The organism is Sphingomonas sp. Y38-1Y (assembly GCF_032391395.1).
Classification (GTDB): Bacteria; Pseudomonadota; Alphaproteobacteria; order Sphingomonadales; family Sphingomonadaceae; genus Sphingomonas.
The window spans coordinates 50,757-67,559 of sequence record NZ_CP135916.1 but is presented as its reverse complement, the minus strand read 5'-3'; the positions used below and the strand labels follow the sequence as shown (position 1 = coordinate 67,559).

The window sequence follows — 16,803 nt, the reverse complement described above, 5'->3', positions numbered from 1 at the left end:
TTCGCTTGAGTCTCAGCGCTCGATCTTCACGAGCGTCGGCTTGACCTTCTGACCCGGCGCCAGGAACCCACCCGCGGACAGGACGATGCGCTCGGTGCCGTCGAGACCGCTGGCGATCGACACGCCGCGGTCGGACACCTCGCCGATGCGCACGTCGCGGCGCACGACCTGGTTCTTGGCGTCGACGATATAGACGAAATTGCCCTTGCCGTCGCTCAGCACCGCCGATTCGGGAAGCTGCGGCGCCACCGCGGCACCCGCGACGATTGACGCGCTGGCAAAGCCGCCGGGGCGCAGGCTCTCGGCATAGGGAAGTGCGATGCGCGCGATGCCCTGGCGCGTCTGGGGGTCGATGATGGGCGAGACCTGCCACACCTGACCCTTGACCGCGGTGGTCGAGCCGACCGGCGTCACCTCGGCCGGCGCGCCGGCGCGGACGCGGACGAGGTCGCTCTCGGCGAGCTGGGCGCGCATTTCCATCTGGCCGTCCATCGCGATGCGGAACAGCACGCCCTGGCCGCCGCCGACAATCTGACCCGGCTCGACCGCGCGGGCGAGGACGAGGCCGGAGGCGGGCGACCGAATGTCGAGGCGGCGGTTGCGCGCGCGCGTCTCACCCAGCTGCGCCTCGGCGACCGAGACGCGGGCACGGGCGGCATCGCGGGTGGCGGTGCGGCGCTCGACGTCCGCCTTCGAGATGAAGCCGCGGTCGACGAGCTGCTGGGCGCGGGTCAGTTCCGACTCGGCAATCTCGGCATCGGCGCGTGCGACGCGGACCTGCGCGGCGAGCGATTCGGCGGTTTCGGCCTGGACGCTACGATCGACGGTGGCGAGCACCTGGCCGGCGCGGACCCAGCTACCCGGCTCGACGAGCACGCGGGTGACGAGGCCGCCTTCGCCGACGACGCCGATCGGCATCTCGCGTCGCGCAGCCAGGCTGCCGGTGCCCGAGATGATCGTGCGGACGGTGTCGCGGCCCGGCACGGCGACGCTGATCGAGGGAATCTGCGTCGCGCGGGCGCCGTTGCCCTTCAGCGGGTCGACCTCGACCGGCTTGGGCCGTAGGAAATACCAGGCGGCCAGTGCGGCGACGAGCACCAGCACCACCGCGATGATCCAGCGCTTCCGCCGCGAGGGCGGCGGCGCGCTCGCATCGGTCAGCAGGCGGCCATCGGCATCGATCGTCGAAGTCTCGTAGTTCATCCTGCACCCTTTGCGGCCCGTCACCCCCCAATCGGCGCAGGCACCACGCTTGTTCGCTCAAGCTGTATTATCGGAATAAGTCACCGACCTCAAGCCAGGTTCGATCGCGACATGCTCGATTCCGGTCCTTCGCGCAAGAAGATGCTATAGGAACCGGCGGAATCCTCGCGGTTTCGTTCAGGCTCGGTTGAGGTGCCGGCTGCGAAACGGTCGTCGCCGGAACGTGGCTGAAGGACGACGAGACGATGATGAGGATGATGACCGCAACGCTGATCGCCGCCGCTGCGATGCCGGCGATGGCCGCCGCACAGCAGGTCGCGACGACGCCGATCCTGCCCGACGCGGCGCTGCTCGACGTGGTCGCGGAGGGGCGGTCGGTGCGGACGCCCGACCTCGCCGTCATCGACGCGGGCGTGGTGACGCAGGCGCCGACCGCGGCGGCGGCGCTGTCGGAGAATGCGCAGCGCATGGACCGCGTGCTCACCGCGCTGAAGCGCGCGGGCGTTGCCGACCGCGATGTGCGCACCGCGACGATCAGCCTGTCGCCGCAATATCGCTATGGCGAGAACGTGCCGCCGGTCATCACCGGCTATCAGGCGTCGAACCGCGTCACCGTCCGCTTTCGCGACATCGCCAGGAGCGGGACCATCCTCGACACGCTGGTGCGAGAGGGCGCGAACCAGATCGAGGGTCCAACGCTGACGCTCGCCAACCCGGATGCGGCGATGGACGAGGCGCGTGCCGATGCGATCGCGCGTGCCCGGGCGCGGGCCGAACTCTACGCCAAGGCGGCGGGGCTGCGCGTCGAGCGGATCGTCGCGATCGGAGAGGGAAGCGAGCGCGTCGGCGGCCCGATCCAGCCGCAGATGATGATGGCGCGGATGGACGCGGCGCCCGCGACGCGGATCACCGCGGGCGAGCAGGACATCACCGCCACGGTGACCGTGCGGTTCGTGCTGAAGTGAGGTGCCCGCCGTCCCGGGTTCGACCTCGGGACGGCGGAATCGAAAAAGGGCCGCCGGATCGAACCGGCGGCCCCTTTCTTCGGCCGCAGTGGCGCTGTCCTTAGCGGACGCGGCCGCGACGGACGAGGTTGACGATCGCCAGCAGGATGATTGCACCGACCAGCGAGCTGATGAAGGTGTACAGCGTCACGCCGGCGTTGATCGAGCCGCCGAACAGCAGGCCGCCGACGAACGCGCCGACGATGCCGACGACGATGTTGAGCAGGATACCCTGCTGCGCATCGGTGCGCATGACCATGCTGGCCAGCCAACCAACCACACCGCCGACCACCAGCCAGATGATAAGACCCACGAGATCCATTGTTCCGTCCCTCCGTTACCAGCCCGTCCACACCCGGGCTTCTGGGGGATACGACTCGTTACGCGCTTGAATGTTCCAAACGTGTTTTGATTCAAGTCAAGGGAACTTTGCGGATACTGCATCGGGCCATGAAAATGGGGCGACCCGCATAGCAGGCCGCCCCCAGGGGAGACATCGGCTGTTCCGGACCGATCTCAGTATTTCTGCTGCCGCTCGTAGAGCGAACGATAATGCTGGATGCGGGTGACGCGCAGGCCCGGCATGCCCGAGCGATCGATGGCGCGCTGCCACCCGGCGAATTCCTCGACCGTCAGGCCATAGCGTTCGCACACCTCGTCGACGGACAGGAGCCCGCCATTGACCGCGGCGACCACTTCGGCCTTGCGACGCACGACCCACCGCGTGGTGTTGGGCGGCGGCAGCGTGTCGAGCGTCAGCGGCTCGCCGAGCGGCCCGATCACCTTTGCCGGCCTGATTTTCTGGTTCTCGATCATACCCATACCTCGATCGGGGCGGGGGCCCCCTCTCTTACGCAACCGTAACTACACGCGCCGGTCTAAGATCGGCTAAAATCCCAAGGTAAACATCGCCTTCATCCCTGAACCATGCTGTGCAACATTCGGGCGGTTTCGCGATCGAACGCTCCGGCGGTGCGACCGACCGTCGCCAAACGCACCGCCAGCCGCGCCGTCGGCGTCGCCGCCTGGCGTGCCGCCGCCGAAGCGAGCAGCATCGCCAGACCCGCGACGCCCGGACCTGCGACCGTGTCGCGGGCAAAGCGCCCGTGGCTCAGGTCCATGCTTCGTTACCGTCACGCCGTACCATTCGGCCGGGCTTAAGGGCGATTGCTGAAGGTCGCGTAAAAGCCGACGGATTTTGCATCCGTTTGTCGCCGCGCCTATGTGGGCGGGCGATGATCCTGCCCGATTTCCAGCTTTCCGCGCCCTTGTCGGCGCGCCGTATTGTCGTCGCCATGTCGGGCGGCGTCGACAGTTCGGTCGTGGCGGCGCTGGCCGCGCGGTCGGGGGCGGAGACGATCGGCATCACGCTCCAGCTCTACGACCATGGCGAAGCGACGGCGCGGCCGGGCGCATGCTGCGCCGGACGCGACATCCGCGACGCGCGCGCGGTGTGCGACAAGCTGGGCATCGCGCATTACGTGTTCGACCACGAGACGAGCTTTCGCGAGCAGGTGGTCGACGACTTCGCCGACGAATATCTCGCCGGCCGCACGCCGATCCCGTGCGTGAAATGCAACATGGGGCCCAAGTTCACCGACCTGTTCGCGCTGGCGCGCCAACTGGGGGCCGACTGCCTGGCGACCGGGCACTATGTTCGCCGGGTCGAGGGGGCGCACGGCGCCGAGCTCCACCGCGCGGTCGATCCCGCGCGCGACCAGAGTTATTTCCTGTTCGCGACGACGCGCGTGCAGCTCGATTACCTGCGCTTCCCGCTGGGCGGCCTGCCCAAGGCGGCGGTGCGCGAGCTTGCGGCCGAACTCGGCCTGGGTGTCGCCGCCAAGCCCGACAGCCAGGACATCTGCTTCGTCCCCGACGGCGACTATGCCGGTTTGGTGCGCAAGCTGCGTCCCGAAGCGGCCGAGGGCGGGGCGATCGTCCATGTCGACGGCCGCGTGCTCGGGCGGCATCCGGGGCTGGTGAACTATACGGTCGGCCAGCGGCGCGGGCTGGAGATCGGCGGGCTGGCCGAGCCGCTCTATGTGGTCCGGCTGGATGCCACGGCCAAGCGCGTGATCGTCGGTCCGCGCGCGGCGCTGGCGGTCGGCGCGGCGCGGATCGAAGGGCTGAACTGGCTGGGCGAGGGGGCCGAGGGCGCGGCGATGACGGTCAAGGTGCGCTCGCTGGCGCGGCCCGTGCCCGCGCGGCTGGAGGGCGACCGGGTGCTGTTCGATGCGCCCGAATATGGCGTGGCGCCAGGTCAGGCAGCGGTGCTGTACGCAGGCGACCGCGTGCTCGGCGGCGGCTGGATCGCCGAGACCGAGCCGGCGCGGGTGGTGGAGGCGGCCTGAGGGCCAGCCCGGCGACGGCCGTGGCTACTCCGCCTCGCGCCGCCCCTTGAACCCGGCCGCGACGACGAACCACTCGACCGATCCCTTGCGGCTCGACGGCGGCTTGGCGTGCTTCACGCTGGCGAAGTTGCGCTTCATTTCGGCGACCATCGCGCTGTCGCCGCCGCCGGCGAACACCTTGGCGACGAAGGTGCCGCCTTCGCGCAGCACCTCGCAGGCGAACAGATGCGCCGCCTCGACCAGTGCCGCGGTGCGCAGCGCGTCGGTCTGCGGGTGGCCGACGGTGTTGGCGGCCATGTCGGACAGGACGAGGTCCGCCTCGCCCCCCAGCGCTTCCTTCAGCCGGTCTGGCGCGGCGTCGGTCAGGAAATCCATCTGGAGGATCGTGACGCCGTCGATCGGGTCGACGGGCAGCAGGTCGATGCCGACGACGCTCGCCTGCGGCAGGCGCCGGCGCACGACCTGGCTCCAGCCGCCGGGGGCCAGGCCTAGGTCGACGACGCGCTTCGAGCCCCTCAGGAACGAGAATTTCTCGTCGAGCTCGATCAGCTTGTAAGCCGCGCGGCTGCGATAGCCCTCGGCCTTGGCGCGCTTGACGTACGGGTCGTTGAGCTGCCGTTCCAGCCAGCGGTTCGACTGCGCCGTCCGCCCGCGCGAGGTGCGCACGCGCACCCGGCTGCCGCTGCCGCCGCGGCTCATGCCGGCCCCTGCATCAGGCGGCGCAGGATGCCCTCGCGGATGCCGCGGTCGGCGATGCCCAGCCGCTCGGCGGGCCAGAGGTCGAGGATCGCCTCCAGGATCGCGCAGCCCGCCACGACCAGGTCGGCGCGCTCGCTGCCGATGCACGGTACGCGCGATCGTTCGGACAGGTTCATGGCCGCCAAGCGCCCGCTCACCTCCCGCATCGCATCGGCGGGCACGATCAGGCCGTCGATCGCGGAGCGGTCATAGGCCGACAGACCCAGATGGACGCTCGCCAGCGTCGTCACCGTGCCGCTGGTGCCGAGCAGGCGCGGCACGCCGACCGGCCGGCCGACGCGGGCAGCGAAGGGGGCGAAGGCCTGGGCGACGCGGTCGCGCATGCGGGCATAATGGTCGATAAGCGCCTCATCAGGTTCGGGCGGCACGCCCTCTGTCAGCGACACGACGCCCCAGGGCGCGCTGTGCCAGTCGAGCACACGCGGTGCCGGCTCGCGGTTATCGACGAGGACGAGCTCGGTCGAGCCGCCGCCGATGTCGAAGACCAGCGCCGGCCCGTCGCCGGGTTCGAGCAGCGCATGGCAGCCGAGCACCGCCAGCCGCGCTTCCTCTTCGGCGGAGATGATGTCCAGGCGGATGCCGGTTTCGGCAAGCACGCGCGTAATGAACTCGGGGCCGTTGGAGGCGCGGCGGCACGCCTCGGTCGCGACCGATCGTGCGAGGGTGACGTTGCGGCGCTTCAGCTTCTCGGCACAGATCTTGAGCGCGGCGATCGTCCGCTCGATCGCGGCATCGGACAGCCGGCCGCTGGCGGCCAGGCCCTCGCCCAGCCGGACGATCCGCGAGAACGCGTCGATCACGGCAAAGCCCTGTCCCTGCGGACGGGCGATCAGCAACCGGCAATTGTTGGTGCCAAGGTCGAGCGCGGCATAATGCCGCGGTTCTGACCCGCGCGCGCGGCGCTTGCCGGGCGGGTCGGCCGATCGGGCAGGCACCGGTCCGGGGCGGTGCCGCTTCGGCGACTGGGCGGAAGGGTCCCCCATGCCGTATCTCGCTTATGTTCTGTCCGTCACGGCAAAGAGTGCCGCCGGTGGTTGCCCCCAAGCTAACCCACGGATTGGTGGTCCACAAGGGGCGGTGCGCGACGGCCGGTAAACCGGGGTTGACCGCCCCCGAACCCCAGCCTATGTGGCGCGCCTTGCGACGCTGCCCTGTCGTCTAATGGTAAGACTACGGACTCTGACTCCGTCAATCGTGGTTCGAATCCACGCGGGGCATCCATCGCACCAGAGCGCTCCACGCGGCGCTCATTCTTCCTCCATCACCCGTTCCGCGACCCATTCGTGGTTCTCGACGATTTCGGCCGAGACCGGACGGCCGCGGCCGTCGCGGGAGGGGCGGAAGCGAAAGCGGCGCTGGATATAGTCGCAGGTGAGCGTGTCGAGTTCGCGCACGCCGCTCGACCGGGTAACGCGGCAATCGCGTGCGCGGCCATCGGGGTCGACACGATAACGCACGCCCACCGTCCCGCCGATGCCGTTGTCGGCCAGGTGCGCGGGATAGTCGGCGCGGCTGATGTCGCCGCGGATCTGGATGGGCGGCGTCTCGTCCTCCCAGCCTCCACCCTCGCCATCGCCCGAGCCCCCGGCGCCGAAGCCGTTGCCGACACCGCCCGCGCCCGTTCCCGGACCCGGCACGTCGGCCGCGCCGCTGGTCGCCTGGACGCCGGGGCCGGGCTTTTCGGCGACGACGATCGGCGGCGGAGGCAGGGGCAGGACGACCATCGGCTTGGGCGCGGTGACTTGCGTGGCCTTGGAGCGCAGGTTGGGCGGCGCCGCCTCGCCCTCCGGCCGTTTGTCGCGGCGGGGGGCGGGGGATGACCGGGTCGGGTGGCGGCGGGGGCGGCTCGGGCGCGACGATGAAGGTGTGCAGCGTCTCTGCCACGCGGGTCACCGGATCGAAGCCGAGCCCGACGATCAGCGCCCAGCCGAACAGCCCCGTCGACGCCAGCGCGGCGATCGCGCCGGGCAGCCGTTCGCGCCCATGCACCGCGCCATAGCTCATCGCCGGCCCCTCGAAACACGCGTCATCGTCACTATATAAGAAGTGTCCTGTGGCATCTGAACCATGGCTGAGGCGCCGAATCGCGTGTCGCCCCGGCCCAAGCCGCAGCGGCGCTTTCTTTTTCATGCCCGCGGGCGTATAGGCCCGCGACTTTTGCGAACCCCGTGAGGACTGCGTTTGGCCAAGGAAGAACTGCTCGAAATGCGCGGGCGCGTGGTGGAATTGCTCCCCAACGCGATGTTTCGCGTCCGCCTCGAGAACGATCACGAGATTTTGGGGCACACCGCCGGCAAGATGCGCAAGAACCGCATCCGCGTGCTGGTGGGCGACGAGGTGCTGGTCGAACTGACCCCCTATGACCTCACCAAGGGGCGCATCACCTATCGCTTCATGCCGGGTCGCGGTGGCCCCGGCCCGTCGTCGTCGTCCTGACGACCCAGCCCGACCCGCACACCTCCGTGAAGCTCGTGCTCGCCTCGACCTCGCCGCGGCGGCGCGACCTGCTCGCGCGCATCGGCGCGGTGCCCGACCGGGTGGCCGCCCCCGACATCGACGAATCGCCGCTCAAGGCCGAGTTGCCGCGCGTCTATGCGCTGCGGCTGGCAGAGGCCAAGGCGCGCGCGGTGGACCGCGCCGCCGATGAGGTGGTCGTTGCCGGCGACACGACGATCGCGCTCGGTCGCCGCATCCTGCCGCCCGCCGAGACGGTCGAGGTCCAGCGCAAGCTGCTCGGGCTGCTGTCCGGGCGGCGCCATCATGCGCTGTCGGCGGTGTGCGTGATCGGCATCGATGGGCGCGCGCGCATCCGGCTGGCCGACACGGTCGTCGCGTTCAAGCGGCTGACCGAGGCGGAGATCGACCGATACATCGATTGCGGCGAGGGGCTGGGCAAGGCGGGCGGCTATGCCATCCAGGGCCGTGCCGAGGCGTTCGTGCGGCATCTGGCGGGCAGCCATTCGGGCGTGGTCGGCCTGCCGCTCTACGACACGCGGACGCTTCTGGAGAGTGCGGGCGTAGCGCTTGGCTGAGTGGCTGTACGAGGCCGGGGTCGGCGAGGCCCGCGCCGCGCTGGTGTCGCGAGGTCGCATCTGGAAGGCACGGATCGAAGTGGACGGCGGCGGCCCGCGTGAGGGCGCGATCGTCCGCGCGCGGCTGGCCGAGCGGAACGGCCCGCGCACCGGCAAGGTGGTGCTCGCCGACAAGCAGGGCGAAGCGCTGGTCGAGCCGCTGCCGCCCGGCATCACCCAAGGCGCGGCGCTGACCGTCCGCATCGTGCGCGAGGGGATCGTCGAGCGCGGCAAGCGCCGGCTGCCCAAGGCGGTGCCGGCCGAAGGGGCGCCGCGGCCCGGCCCCACGCTTCGCGAACGCATCGCCGCGACCGGCGTACCGGTAATCGAGCTTCGTCCCCATCAGCACGACGCGCTGGAGGACGCCGGCTGGTCGGAGGTGATCGACGAGGCGGTGACGGGCGACATCGCCTTTCCCGGCGGCTGGCTGCGCATGGCGGTGACGCCGGCGATGACTTTGTTCGACGTCGACGGCGCGCCGCCGCACGGGGCCCTGTCGATTGCCGCCGCGCATGCCGCGGCACAGGCGATCGAGCGGCACGGCATCGGCGGCTCGATCGGCATCGACTTTCCGACACTGGCCGACAAGGCGGAGCGAAATGCCGCCGCCGCCGCGATCGATGCCGCCCTGCCCCAGCCGTTCGAGCGGACGGCGATCAACGGCTTCGGCTTCCTTCAGCTCGTGCGCCGCCGGACGCGCGCGTCGCTGCCCGAGCAGATAATGGCCGATCCCGCCGGCCATGCCGCGCGCGCGGCGCTGCGCATCGCCGAGCGGGTTCCGCCGCCCGCGCCCGATACCCATATCGTGTCCGAACCCGCGGCACGCTGGCTGGCGCGCCGCCCCGATCTGATCGACGAACTGGCGCGGCGCACCGGCGTTGCCGCGCGCTTCGTCGCCGAGGAGCCACGATGACGACCAGGAAGGGCTGCCCGATCTGCGGCACGCCGACCCATGCCGACCACGCGCCCTTCTGTTCGCGCGGGTGCCGTGACCGCGACCTCTTGCAATGGTTGGGTGAGGGATATCGCCTGCCCGGGCGTCCAGTTGAACCCGGTGAAGCAGACGGGCTGGACAGCGCCGATTCGCGCGACTAAGAGGCGCGCTCCCAGCGGCACCCAGGGCCGCCAGGAACCCGTGCCCGGGTAGCTCAGTTGGTAGAGCATGCGACTGAAAATCGCAGTGTCGGCGGTTCGACTCCGTCCCCGGGCACCATCATCGATTTGAAAGCGCCGGCTCGACGCCGTATATGGGTCCGATGGCCACCGTTCTCGAACGTCCCGAAACCCAAGTCAGCGATGCGCATCCGCACAAGGGCCGCCCGCGCGGCTTCTGCACGGAAACCGCGCTCGCCGCGGCGCTGCGCGTGTTCTGGACCAAGGGCTATGAGGGCGCGTCGATCACCGAGCTGACAGAGGCGATGGGGATCACGCGGCCCAGTATGTACGCCGCGTTCGGCAACAAGGAATCGCTCTTTCGCCACGCGCTCGACCTCTATGAGCGCGAGAAGCTGGATTATGTCCGCGCCGCGTTGGCCGCGCCGACCGCGAAGGGCGTGGTCGAGCGGATGCTGCGCGGCGGCGTCGCCAACCAGACCAGCGACTGCGCCGCCAAGGGGTGCCTGGGCGTCATCAGCGGCAATGCCTGCGGCGACGATGCGCAGGCGATTCGCGAGGAAGTGATCGCCCGCCGGGCCTCCTCGCACGCGGCGATGGTCGACCGCTTCGCCCGCGCGCAGGCCGAGGGCGACTTCGGGCCCGAGCTCTCGCCCGACGACCTCATCAATTATCTGTTCGCGGTCATGCAGGGCCTGGCGGTGCAGGCGGGCGCGGGCGCCACGCGCGAGCAGCTCGATCGCACGGTCGATCTGGCGCTCATGACCTGGCCGACCGCCTGAACTTTTTTCTGTACCGCGCGGTATAGAACGGTTGACGCCGCCGATTTCGACTTCTATACCGCTTGGTATGGAAGTCGGACGGCCCGCCGCTCCTTCTTCCTCCATCACAATCGACTGCAAGCGCGGTTCGCGCGGCCACCCGGCCGTTCGCGTGCGAGCGGTCGCGGGTTCAGGGAAGGACGCAACATGGCCTATCTCGCATTTTCCGAAGTCGCCGCCGGCAGCGCGGTCGCCCCCGTCGCCACGACCGTCGCCCCCGCGCCGGTCCGCGCCAGCTTCAGCCCGCTGGAATGGTCGGTGATCGCGCTGGCCAAGCGCGACACCATCGCCAGCCTGCGCGAGCCGGGCCGCATCTCCATGGCGATGGGCCTGCTGTTCGGCGAGCGGCCCAATCCGCGGCTGGCGGACCCGAAGCTCGAGGCGCTGCGCCGCATGGCGGTGCTGAGCTGGAAGCACGGGTTCGAGGTCGACACGTCGGAAATCCGCAACTTCGTTCGCGCGGGCTTCGACCTTCGCCAGTACGAGCTGATGGTCGACAGCATCGCCGCCGACCGCGCAAAGACGCAGGGTCTGCGCCGCGCCGCCTGAGCCCCTTGCCCCGGCGGCCGAAGCCGGGCAGGCGGGCGGCATGCTCGTTGAAATCGGCCGCTACAACCGCATCGAAGCGCACGTCATCGTCGGCGCGCTCGAGGCCGCGGGCATCCCCGCGATCAGCTTCGACGGCGAGATGAGTCTGGGCGAAGGCAGCGCGTTCCTGATCCCCGTCCGCGTGATGGTGGACGAAGACGACGAGGTCGAAGCGCGCGCGGTGATCGCGGAAGCCCGGCGGGACTGATCGCGATAGGCGTCACCCCGGACCTGATCCGGGGTCCCGCTTCCTTTCGATCCTTCCGCATTTGAGAGCAGGGCGGATCTTGCCCACGCGCCCATTTGCTAAGCAGACAAGAAGCGGGACCCCGGCTCAAGGCCGGGGTGACGGAATGTCGGGCTGTTTCGCGGTGGCGTAACGCCTCCGGCCGGCGACCTGCCCCAAAAACAGGCAGCTTCTCGCGCCTGCACAAAATTCACACTTCGGTAACCTGCCGCTTCTCCGCTGAGCGGGCAGAATTGCGCCATTTCGCGTCTGGCACGCCCCTTGCTGATGGTTGTTTCGGGAAACAGCCGAGGGGGCGACATGAAGCTAGTCATCGCCATCATCAAACCGTTCAAGCTCGACGAGGTGCGCGAGGCGCTGACCGAAGTCGGGGTGGCGGGCATGACCGTCAGTGAAGTGAAGGGCTTCGGTCGCCAGAAGGGCCAGACCGAAATCTATCGCGGTGCCGAATACTCCACGAACATGGTGCCCAAGATCAAGGTCGAGGTGGTCTGCGCCACCGACCTGGCACCGCGCGTGGTCGAGGCGATCCAGGCCGCGGCCAACACCGGCGCGATCGGCGACGGCAAGATCTTCGTCCTCGACGTCGGCCAGGCGGTTCGCATCCGCACCGGCGAAACCGACCACACCGCGCTTTGAAGGGGGGACCGATGAAGCGATTGATTGCACCCATCGCGGCGGGGGCCACCGCGCTCCTCGCCGCCGCGCCCGCCTGGGCGCAGGAAGCCGCCGCCGCCGCGGCGCCGACGCCCGACAAGGGCGACACCGCCTGGATGATGATCTCGACCGTGCTGGTCATGGCGATGATCGTGCCGGGCCTGGCGCTGTTCTATGGCGGGCTTGTCCGCACCAAGAACATGCTGTCCGTGCTGACGCAGATCCTGGCGGTCGCCAGCTTCGCGATGATCATCTGGGTCATCTATGGCTATACCATGGCGTTCGGCGACGGCGGCAACGCCTTCATCGCCGGGTTCGGCAAGGCGTTCCTCGCCGGTGTCACCAGCGCCTCGACCGCCGCGACGTTCAGCGACGGCGTGGTCATCCCCGAATATGTCTTCATCGCCTTTCAGATGACCTTTGCGGCGATCACCGTCAGCCTAGTCGTCGGCGGCCTGGTCGAGCGCCTGAAATTCTCGGCGCTGATGGTGTTCGCGGCCGTCTGGCTGACGATCGTCTATTTTCCGATCGCGCACATGGTGTGGGCGGGCAACGGCCTCCTCTTCAACTGGAGCCCGGCGGCGCTCGACTTCGCGGGCGGCACGGTGGTGCACATCAACGCGGGCGTCTCCGCGCTGGTCGGTGCGCTGATCCTGGGGCCGCGCCTGGGCTACAAGAAGGAGATCATGGCCCCGCACTCGCTGACCATGACGCTGATCGGCACGGGTCTGCTCTGGGTGGGCTGGTTCGGCTTCAACGCGGGTTCCGCGCTCGAGGCCAACGGATCGGCGGCGCTGGCGATGGTCAACACCTTCGTCGCCACGGCTGCTGGTGTCCTGTTCTGGATGCTGACCGAGCGGGTGCTGGGTCACAAGGGATCGCTGCTCGGCGCGTGCTCCGGTGCGATCGCCGGCCTGGTCGCCATCACCCCGGCCGCGGGCAATTCGGGGCCGTTCGGCGCCATCCTGCTCGGCGCGGTCGCCGCGATCCTCTGCGCGATCTTCGTGGTCAACGTGAAGCCCAAGCTGGCGCTGGACGACTCGCTCGACGCGTTCGGCATCCACGGCATCGGCGGCATCATCGGCTCGATCGGCACGGCGTTCACGATGCTGCCCTCGCTCGGTGGCCCCGGCGCTGCCGATTATGCGCTGATCCCGCAGCTCGGCACGCAGGTCGTGGCGGTGCTGATCGCCGGCGGCTGGGCCGCGGTCGGATCGGCGATCGCCTTCTCCATCGCCAAGGCCGTCACCGGGCTGCGCGTCGCCGAAGAGGTGGAGCGCGAGGGCCTCGACCTCGGCGAGCATGGCGAGCGCGCCTACAATTATTGAGCTTCGGGGCCGGCGTCCTCTCCCGCCGGCTCCGTCACCGGGTTCCTCCTGCGGACCCCTTGGCCGGTGCAGCAATGCACCGGCCTTCTTTTGCTTGTTACGGTGCCAGCCCGCTCCCCCTCCCGGCCACCCATCAGGATACTCAGTGGGTGGCCGGGAGGGGGAGCGGGCTGGCACCGCTCATCCGGCGTGAGCCGGATCAATCACTCAGCTTGCGCGCCTTGAGCTCGTCGCGGATCTCGCGGAGCAGCACCACGTCCGCCGGATCGGCAGCAGGCGGGGCGATGCCCTCGGCCTTCTCACGCTCCAGCCGCGCGACCAGCTTGTTGACGCTGCGCACCAGGAGGAAGACGATGAAGGCGAGGATCAGGAAGTTGATGACCACCGTCACGAACTGACCGAAGCCGAGCAGCGGCGTGCCCGCTTCCTTGAGCGCGGCATAGTTGCTGAGCGAACCGGTATAACCCTCGGGCACCGGTCCCAGCCGGAGGAAATAGCCCGAGAAATCGACGCCGCCAAAGATCGCGCCGATCACCGGCATGATGACGTCGTCGGTCAGCGACTTGGTGATGGTCCCGAACGCCGCGCCGATGATGACGCCGACGGCAAGGTCGAGCACGTTGCCGCGCGCGATGAACGCCTGAAAGTCCTTGAGCATTGGCGATGTCCCCTTTGTCCCGTTAAAGGCGGGCCAAGCTTAATCCCGATCAGCGAAGGTGGCGACCCGTGGCGAACGACGATCATTACGACCAGGACGCGCCGGTCGAGACGATGTGGTCGGGCAAGTTCATCGAGGCCAAGAAGCGCGGCCGCTGGGAATATGTCTCTCGCACGGGCGGCATCCACGCCGCGGTGATCCTGGCGGTGGAGGACGGCCATGTGCTGCTGGTCGAGCAATATCGCGTGCCGATGGGCCGCAACTGCATCGAGCTGCCCGCCGGCCTGGTCGGCGACGAGACCGCGGGCGAGGACCCGATCGAGGCGGCGCGTCGCGAGCTGATCGAGGAAACCGGCTGGCATGCCGAGCAGGTCGAGCCGCTGGGCGAGTTCTGGTCGTCGCCCGGCATGGCGTCCGAAGGCTTCACGCTGATGCGCGCGCGCGGTCTGACCCGCGTGGGCGAGGGCGGCGGCGTCGACGGCGAGGCGATCACCGTCCACCGCGTCCCGCTCGACACGCTGGAGACCTTCCTGGCCGAGCGCCGCGCCGCGGGCTGCGGCGTCGACGTGCGCATCCTGGCGCTGCTGGGGCCGTCTCTGCTCGCTTGATGCCTGCCGGGTGGGCAGGGTCTAGCGCGCGCTCGGCAGCCAGGCCGGGTTGAAGATAGGACGTCGTGGCGGGAGCGGGCTGAGCGCCTGGAGCGCCTTGAGGTCGAGCAATTGGATCCGGTGCCCGCTGCGCGCGATCAGGCCCTCTCGCTCCAGCACGCGGACGGTACGGTTGACGTGGACCGACGTCAGGCCGAGCAGGTCGCCGATCGCCTCCTGCGTCAGCGGCAGGTCGAAGCCATCGTCCTCGACCAGCCCGATCGGGCTCAGCCGGGTGTGCAGGTCGACGAGCAGCCGCGCGAGCTGTTCGCGCGCGGACGCGTTGCCCGTGACCGCGAGCACGTCCATCAACGCCAGCCGCTCCATCTGGACGGCGATCGTGAACAGCGCGGCGACGCGCGGCGAGCGCTCATAGAGCTGGCCGAAGCGCTGATAGGGAACGAACGCCGTCACCGCGTCGGTAATCGCGGTCAGCGTGTCGGCCGCCTGGGGCAGCACCATGCTGGGCGTGCCGAGCATGTCGCCGGGCAGGTGGACCTTCTGGATCAGTCGCTGGCCGTTGTGCAGCAGGATCGAGGAGGCGATCCAGCCCTGAACGTGGAGATGGAAGCCGCTGACCGGCTCCCCTTCCTTCTGAAAGGTCTCACCCTTGCGGCGGACGACCTCGGCATCGCCGAGGCCGACGAGCGTCGCGACCTCTGCCTCGCTCAGGTCCGCAAAGCCGCGATAACGATGGGTCGAATAGGGCAAGCCGCGCACCTCTGCAGATGTCCGCTGTCCTCATAACCCGTTGTCGGAAAGAGAAAAGAGGGGGGCTTCAGCCGCGCGGGCGGTTCCAGAGCACGGGATCGCGCGGGATCGCGGCATAGCGGTTCCGCCGCCAGGCCTGACCCGCGGCGCGGGCGATCCAGCCGAGCTTGTCCGCCTTCGACGTTGTCACGCGGTGGTCCCAGGCGTGGTCGCCGCGCTTCGCCACTTCGCGCGCGATGTCGCCATAGATGCCGGCGGCCGCCAACACCGCCCAGGCCGATCGCCACGACAGCGCGGGCGTGCCGCCGCGTGCGCTTTCCTCATGCAGGGAGGCGCGCGCGGCCAGCCTTCGGGCGAGTACGGTGAGGCGCGACCGGAAGGGCGGCTTCATGTGCTGGCCGGGGGGCACGTCCATCTCGGCCAGCCACTCGTCGGGCAGGTAGCAGCGGCCGGCGCGGTCATCCTCCTCGATATCGCGGGCGATGTTGGCGAGCTGAAAGGCGAGCCCCAGGTCGCAGGCGCGGTCGAGCACGACGTCGTCCGCCGGATCGATGCCCATCACCACCGCCATCATGCACCCGACCGCGCCGGCGACATGGTAGCAATAGCGATAGAGATCGGCCTCGCTGCGCGGACGCCATTCGTCGGCGTCGAGCTGGAAGCCGTCGATCAGGTCGTCGGCGAAGCGTTGCGGCATCCTCGTCTCGCGCACCACGACGGCGAGTCCGTCGAAGGCGGGGTCGCCGGTTGGCTCGTCGCGAAACGCCGCGTGCGTCAGCGCGCGGAGCTGCGCAACGCGGGCGGGGGCGTCCTCGACGCGGCTCATGCCGTGGCCGTGGTCCTGCCCGTCCGCCACGTCGTCGCACTTGCGGCACCAGGCATAGAGCAGCCACGCGCGCTCCCGCGTCGCCCGGTCGAACAGTTTGGAGGCGGCGGCGAAGCTCTTCGACCCGCGCGCGATCGACATGCGCGCCGCCGCGACCAGCGCCGCGCGGTCGCTCACAGTTCCTCGCGCGCCATCCGCGTGATCGGGATGTGCGGCTGATAGGCTGCCATCCGCTCGAGCAGGCGATCGAGATCGGTGTCGACGATCAGGATGTCGCGGTGCTGCGGGCGGAGGAAGCCGACCGTCGCCATCCGGTCGACGAAGGCGACCAGCGGATCGTAGAAGCCCTGCCAGTTGAAAAGGCCGACCGGCTTGGTGTGATAGCCGAGCTGCGACCAGCTCATCGCCTCCCACAATTCGTCCATCGTGCCGGTGCCGCCGGGCAGGGTCAGGAAACCGTCGGACAGGTCGGTAAAGCGCTGCTTGCGCTCGTGCATCGTCGTCACGGTTTCCAGCTGGGTGCAGCCGCGATGCGCGACCTCTGCATCGACCAGCGCCTGCGGGATGACGCCGATCACCTCGCCGCCCGTCGCCAGCGCGCTGTCCGCGACCGCGCCCATCAGCCCCAGCTTGCCGCCGCCATAGACGACGCCGATCCCGCGCGACGCCAGCGTGCGGCCGGTCAGCGCGGCACCTTCGATGTAGGACGGATCGGCGGGCGTGGCGGAGCCGCAATAGACGGCGATGCGGTTCATCGGTTCAGGTCCTTTGTCGTCAGCGGCCGCGGTAGAAAGGAAGCGGGACCCCGGATCAAGTCCG

The 16,803-nt window shown here is 69.4% G+C and carries 24 protein-coding genes and 2 tRNA genes; 15 read left to right on the top strand and 11 right to left on the bottom strand.

What is annotated here, in order from left to right:
• Positions 1-12: 12 nt before the first annotated feature.
• Positions 13-1,203 (bottom strand): efflux RND transporter periplasmic adaptor subunit, encoded by a 1,191-nt coding sequence (locus RS883_RS00375; RefSeq protein WP_315761569.1) that lies wholly within the window; start codon positions 1,201-1,203, stop codon positions 13-15.
• A gap of 248 nt (positions 1,204-1,451) precedes the next feature.
• Between RS883_RS00375 and RS883_RS00370 the strand changes: the two genes are divergently transcribed.
• Positions 1,452-2,168 (top strand): SIMPL domain-containing protein, encoded by a 717-nt coding sequence (locus tag RS883_RS00370; RefSeq protein WP_315761567.1) that lies wholly within the window; start codon positions 1,452-1,454, stop codon positions 2,166-2,168.
• Between the two features lie 100 nt (positions 2,169-2,268).
• Here the strand turns inward: RS883_RS00370 and RS883_RS00365 are convergent, their stop codons facing one another.
• From RS883_RS00365 to RS883_RS00355, 3 genes are all read right to left on the bottom strand, one after another.
• The gene (locus RS883_RS00365) at positions 2,269-2,520 is read right to left on the bottom strand and encodes a GlsB/YeaQ/YmgE family stress response membrane protein (protein ID WP_184027603.1); all 252 of its coding nucleotides are present in this window, start codon (positions 2,518-2,520) and stop codon (positions 2,269-2,271) included.
• 203 nt (positions 2,521-2,723) lie between these two features.
• Entirely contained in the window at positions 2,724-3,023 is a 300-nt protein-coding gene (locus tag RS883_RS00360) for a DUF1153 domain-containing protein (protein ID WP_315765208.1), read from the bottom strand.
• 98 nt (positions 3,024-3,121) lie between these two features.
• Positions 3,122-3,328 (bottom strand): hypothetical protein, encoded by a 207-nt coding sequence (locus RS883_RS00355; RefSeq protein WP_315761565.1) that lies wholly within the window; start codon positions 3,326-3,328, stop codon positions 3,122-3,124.
• A 114-nt stretch (positions 3,329-3,442) separates the two neighbouring features.
• On the opposite strand from RS883_RS00355, the gene mnmA reads away from it, so the two are divergent.
• Positions 3,443-4,558: a tRNA 2-thiouridine(34) synthase MnmA gene (mnmA, locus tag RS883_RS00350; protein ID WP_315761563.1), complete on the top strand. Its 1,116-nt coding sequence runs from the start codon at positions 3,443-3,445 to the stop codon at positions 4,556-4,558.
• Positions 4,559-4,582: 24 nt separating this feature from the next.
• Here mnmA and RS883_RS00345 read toward each other — a convergent pair whose 3' ends face one another.
• Complete coding sequence (locus RS883_RS00345) at positions 4,583-5,257, bottom strand: RlmE family RNA methyltransferase (protein ID WP_315761561.1); 675 nt, start codon at positions 5,255-5,257, stop codon at positions 4,583-4,585.
• The gene (locus tag RS883_RS00340) at positions 5,254-6,300 is read right to left on the bottom strand and encodes a Ppx/GppA phosphatase family protein (RefSeq protein WP_315761559.1); all 1,047 of its coding nucleotides are present in this window, start codon (positions 6,298-6,300) and stop codon (positions 5,254-5,256) included. The genes RS883_RS00345 and RS883_RS00340 overlap by 4 nt, the downstream gene beginning before the upstream one ends.
• 164 nt (positions 6,301-6,464) lie before the next feature.
• Between RS883_RS00340 and RS883_RS00335 the strand changes: the two genes are divergently transcribed.
• Positions 6,465-6,538 (top strand) — tRNA-Gln (locus tag RS883_RS00335).
• Positions 6,539-6,564: 26 nt separating this feature from the next.
• On the opposite strand, the gene RS883_RS00330 is transcribed toward RS883_RS00335, so the two are convergent.
• Positions 6,565-7,041, bottom strand: a complete 477-nt coding sequence (locus RS883_RS00330) for an energy transducer TonB (protein ID WP_315761557.1) — start codon at positions 7,039-7,041, stop codon at positions 6,565-6,567.
• 92 nt (positions 7,042-7,133) lie between these two features.
• Between RS883_RS00330 and RS883_RS00325 the strand changes: the two genes are divergently transcribed.
• The 11 genes from RS883_RS00325 to RS883_RS00275 all read left to right on the top strand — a co-directional run bounded on the left by RS883_RS00325 (position 7,134) and on the right by RS883_RS00275 (position 13,142).
• Positions 7,134-7,316 (top strand): hypothetical protein, encoded by a 183-nt coding sequence (locus RS883_RS00325; protein WP_315761555.1) that lies wholly within the window; start codon positions 7,134-7,136, stop codon positions 7,314-7,316.
• Positions 7,317-7,498: 182 nt separating this feature from the next.
• Positions 7,499-7,753, top strand: coding sequence for a translation initiation factor IF-1 (infA, locus tag RS883_RS00320; RefSeq protein ID WP_315761553.1), 255 nt, complete (start codon positions 7,499-7,501; stop codon positions 7,751-7,753).
• A gap of 26 nt (positions 7,754-7,779) precedes the next feature.
• On the top strand, positions 7,780-8,349 hold the full coding sequence (locus tag RS883_RS00315; RefSeq protein ID WP_315761551.1) for a nucleoside triphosphate pyrophosphatase: 570 nt from the start codon (positions 7,780-7,782) through the stop codon (positions 8,347-8,349).
• The gene (locus RS883_RS00310; RefSeq protein ID WP_315761549.1) at positions 8,342-9,301 is read left to right on the top strand and encodes a ribonuclease; all 960 of its coding nucleotides are present in this window, start codon (positions 8,342-8,344) and stop codon (positions 9,299-9,301) included. Before RS883_RS00315 ends, RS883_RS00310 begins: the two co-directional genes overlap by 8 nt.
• Positions 9,298-9,483, top strand: coding sequence for a DNA gyrase inhibitor YacG (locus tag RS883_RS00305; RefSeq protein ID WP_315761547.1), 186 nt, complete (start codon positions 9,298-9,300; stop codon positions 9,481-9,483). Before RS883_RS00310 ends, RS883_RS00305 begins: the two co-directional genes overlap by 4 nt.
• Positions 9,484-9,525: 42 nt before the next feature.
• Positions 9,526-9,601, top strand: a tRNA-Phe gene (locus RS883_RS00300).
• 43 nt (positions 9,602-9,644) lie between these two features.
• A complete protein-coding gene (locus tag RS883_RS00295) occupies positions 9,645-10,283 on the top strand; it encodes a TetR/AcrR family transcriptional regulator (protein WP_315761545.1) in 639 nt (212 codons plus the stop codon).
• Positions 10,284-10,469: 186 nt separating this feature from the next.
• Positions 10,470-10,871: a hypothetical protein gene (locus RS883_RS00290; protein ID WP_315761543.1), complete on the top strand. Its 402-nt coding sequence runs from the start codon at positions 10,470-10,472 to the stop codon at positions 10,869-10,871.
• Positions 10,872-10,911: 40 nt separating this feature from the next.
• Positions 10,912-11,118 (top strand): DUF2007 domain-containing protein, encoded by a 207-nt coding sequence (locus RS883_RS00285; protein ID WP_315761541.1) that lies wholly within the window; start codon positions 10,912-10,914, stop codon positions 11,116-11,118.
• Between the two features lie 339 nt (positions 11,119-11,457).
• The gene (locus RS883_RS00280) at positions 11,458-11,796 is read left to right on the top strand and encodes a P-II family nitrogen regulator (RefSeq protein ID WP_315761539.1); all 339 of its coding nucleotides are present in this window, start codon (positions 11,458-11,460) and stop codon (positions 11,794-11,796) included.
• Between the two features lie 11 nt (positions 11,797-11,807).
• On the top strand, positions 11,808-13,142 hold the full coding sequence (locus tag RS883_RS00275; protein ID WP_315761537.1) for an ammonium transporter: 1,335 nt from the start codon (positions 11,808-11,810) through the stop codon (positions 13,140-13,142).
• 199 nt (positions 13,143-13,341) lie between these two features.
• Here the strand turns inward: RS883_RS00275 and mscL are convergent, their stop codons facing one another.
• Positions 13,342-13,800: a large conductance mechanosensitive channel protein MscL gene (gene mscL, locus RS883_RS00270; protein ID WP_315761535.1), complete on the bottom strand. Its 459-nt coding sequence runs from the start codon at positions 13,798-13,800 to the stop codon at positions 13,342-13,344.
• Between the two features lie 113 nt (positions 13,801-13,913).
• Here mscL and RS883_RS00265 point away from each other — a divergent pair, with 113 nt between their 5' ends.
• Positions 13,914-14,408, top strand: a complete 495-nt coding sequence (locus tag RS883_RS00265) for an NUDIX hydrolase (RefSeq protein ID WP_315765207.1) — start codon at positions 13,914-13,916, stop codon at positions 14,406-14,408.
• A 21-nt stretch (positions 14,409-14,429) separates the two neighbouring features.
• On the opposite strand, the gene RS883_RS00260 is transcribed toward RS883_RS00265, so the two are convergent.
• From RS883_RS00260 to RS883_RS00250, 3 genes are read right to left on the bottom strand one after another with little or no spacing between them, the layout of a single operon-like run.
• Positions 14,430-15,167 carry a Crp/Fnr family transcriptional regulator gene (locus RS883_RS00260; protein ID WP_409977366.1) on the bottom strand — a complete coding sequence of 246 codons (738 nt, stop codon included), beginning with the start codon at positions 15,165-15,167 and terminating at the stop codon, positions 14,430-14,432.
• 58 nt (positions 15,168-15,225) lie between these two features.
• On the bottom strand, positions 15,226-16,125 hold the full coding sequence (locus tag RS883_RS00255; protein ID WP_315765204.1) for a phytoene/squalene synthase family protein: 900 nt from the start codon (positions 16,123-16,125) through the stop codon (positions 15,226-15,228).
• A 32-nt stretch (positions 16,126-16,157) separates the two neighbouring features.
• Positions 16,158-16,739, bottom strand: a complete 582-nt coding sequence (locus tag RS883_RS00250; protein ID WP_315761531.1) for a TIGR00730 family Rossman fold protein — start codon at positions 16,737-16,739, stop codon at positions 16,158-16,160.
• Positions 16,740-16,803: the final 64 nt, after the last annotated feature.